Annotated in this window: 3 protein-coding genes; all 3 read right to left on the reverse strand. The window is 44.2% G+C overall.

Annotation, left to right across the window (positions count from 1 at the left end):
- On the reverse strand, positions 1–595 hold a 595-nt coding region (locus tag GRP75_RS23315), incomplete at its 3' end, for a methionine ABC transporter permease (protein ID WP_160790494.1).
- The gene (locus GRP75_RS23320; protein ID WP_053324692.1) at positions 585–1,610 is read right to left on the reverse strand and encodes a methionine ABC transporter ATP-binding protein; all 1,026 of its coding nucleotides are present in this window, start codon (positions 1,608–1,610) and stop codon (positions 585–587) included. The genes GRP75_RS23315 and GRP75_RS23320, both read right to left, overlap by 11 nt.
- Before the next feature lie 324 nt (positions 1,611–1,934).
- Positions 1,935–2,889, reverse strand: a 955-nt coding sequence (locus GRP75_RS23325; RefSeq protein WP_160790495.1) for a Gfo/Idh/MocA family protein, incomplete at its 5' end; no start/stop codon positions are given.

A 2,889-nucleotide genomic window follows, 5' to 3' on the forward strand; every position in this document is an offset into this window, starting at 1 on the left:
GCAAAACAATCGTGACAATCATGACCGAAGTATCGAATCGTTGATAACCATAGGTCATTGCCAGGTTCCCAAGGCCTCCTCCGCCCACCGTACCAGCCATGGCAGAGAAATCAATCAAGGCCACGGTAATAAACGTCAACCCTAGAATCAAAGGTCCCAGCGCTTCCCGAATCAACACACCCGTGATGATCTGAAATGGAGTCGCTCCCAGTGCCTTGGCAGCTTCTATCATGCCCGGATCAATGGAGACCAGATTATTTTCCACAATTCTCGCTACAGCAAAGGCCGCTACAATAGTCATTGGGAAAATAGCCGCCGAGGTTCCAATCGTGGTTCCCATGATTAAACGCGTAAACGGGCTAATCGCCACTAAAAAAATGATAAACGGAATCGGGCGAATGATATTAATCAGCAAATTCAGAAACATAAACACAAATTTGTTTTCAAACAAGCTCCCTTTACGTGTCACATACAGTACTAAACCAATCATAAGCCCCAGAATACTGGCAAAAATCAGCGTGACAACAACCATCAAAAGCGTTTCCCCTGTAGCCTCCACTACCTTGAGCCAAAATGTATCCCAATTAACTCTCATGATCGACGACCTCCCTGACCTCCACCGTCGTTCGTAGTTCCTCCACGACCTTGTTAACTTCATTGTCTGCACCGATTAACTCGACAATTAAGCTTCCGAACAGCGCTCCCTGTAGCTCATTAATACTTCCATATACAATGTTGTAATCCAGATTATGCTTCCGTGTCGCTCTAGAAAGCACCGGTTCACTGGTCGCCCCACCCCGAAAAACAAGTCTGTACAATCGGCCAGCGTGATGCTCCCGAATCTTGCTCAGCAGTTTGGGTGAAAGCTGATCATTCAGTACAGAGCGAATAAAATTTTTCGTCGTCTTCGTCTGTGGATTGGCAAATACATCGAACACACTGCCCTGCTCAATCACCCTACCATTCTCCATCACCGCCACACGATCACAAATACTGCGAATCACATTCATTTCATGGGTAATGAGCAAGATCGTAATCTGGTACTCTTCATTTACTTTTTTCAGCAGCCTCAATATATCTTCTGTCGTTTCCGGATCGAGGGCCGAGGTCGCTTCATCACAGATGAGAATATCGGGCGAATTCGCTAGTGCTCTGGCAATGCCGACCCGTTGCTTTTGCCCGCCAGATAACTGCTCCGGATAGGAATCCGCTTTATCCTCCAATCCAACAAATTGCAGCAGTTCCTTAACACGAGCATCTATCTGTGCCTTGGGCAGTTTAGCCAGTTTTAGAGGATAAGCCAGATTCCCATATACAGTACGAGAGTTAAACAAATTAAAGGTTTGGAATACCATCCCGATCCGTCTTCTTAAATTCCTTAGTTCCTTAGGACGTATCTGAGTAACATCCTGATCATTAACGACAATTCGTCCCTCTGAGGGGCGTTCAAGTAAATTGACAAGCCGCAGCAGCGTACTTTTACCTGCACCGCTAAAGCCAATCACGCCGAAAATTTCTCCTTTTTTAACCGATAACGAAACCTTTTCGAGTGCATTTACCTTACGATTGGGTAAGGTAAATATTTTGCTAACTTGTTCAAACTTTATCAAACTGCTTCCTCCTTACGTCTACAATGTATGTATTCCTCCATCCTATTTTAGTAATCCGGTGGATTTAATCGGATTTATACCCTAAAAAAATTCCCTAATCTTCGTTTGAACGAAGGTGGGATTATTTAACTGTATATTGCATTGTTAACACCTTAAGACAAGAAGGAGAATCTGTCAATAAAAAATGAATATAGCCTTCTGACTCCTGTCATTACAATTGCTTACACTTTTAGGGCTACAAAGCCAAATAAGGCTAACCGTATATTTGCAAAGTTTGCAAAATCGGCAGCCCTTTGTGCATTGTAATCTTGATCATTCCACTGATTAATGTGCAGAAGTATTTTTCAAATCTGCTTCATAACGAAGGCCGAATTGTTGTCTTGCCTCCTCCATCACTTCAGCGACTGTAAGTGAACACTCCAAGGAGTTAATGGAACTGTTGCGTTCACCACTCTTGATCAAATCAATAAATTCCTGAATTTCATAATACATGGGCTCACGCGTCTGAGCTTTGGTCAGATCTTCAATCGTGCCGTCCCGATAATGAATTTTCACCTCATAGGGCTGACTGATTTTGTCGATCACCATCGTTCCATTCTCACCCTGAATTTCAGCAGGCAGATAGGAATCTGTAATTTTGGAATACATGACCGTAGCATCCATATCAGGATACTTCATCACGATACTGCCCTCGCCATCGACACCAGAGGATAAAAGTACACCAACCGCCCGAACCTCCTCAGGTTTGCCGAACAAAGTCACCATAGGATACAAACAATACACTCCAAGGTCCATCAAGGAACCATTGGAAAAGGCTGGATTAAACGCATTCAATACCTTACCTTGCTTAAAAGCATCAAAGCGTGAGGAGTATTGACAGTAGCTTGCAAAATAACGCCGAACCCGGCCTATTTTATACATATGATCCTTTATTATTTTAAAGTTAGGCATAAGTGTGGATTTAACGGCCTCCATCAGCAGAACATCGTTGTTGCGCGCGGCTTCGATCATGCTCTTCACCTCTGCTGTATTAGACGCAAAAGGTTTCTCACACAACACGTGCTTTCCGTGATTCATACATAAGATCGCCTGCTCCGCATGTAAGGAATTGGGGCTGGCAATATATACGGCATCGACCTGATCACTTGCGGCCATTTGCGCCAGGTCTGTAAAAACCTCCGGCTGGCTGTTATATTTGTCAGCAAAAGCTTTGCTATTATCCTCTGTGAGGGAGTACACCGCCGTCAGGGAAAATTCGTCCGTCTCCATCGCAGCTTGA

The sequence above is a fragment of the Paenibacillus sp. OT2-17 genome (assembly GCF_009827695.1).
Classification (GTDB): Bacteria; Bacillota; Bacilli; order Paenibacillales; family Paenibacillaceae; genus Paenibacillus; species Paenibacillus polymyxa_B.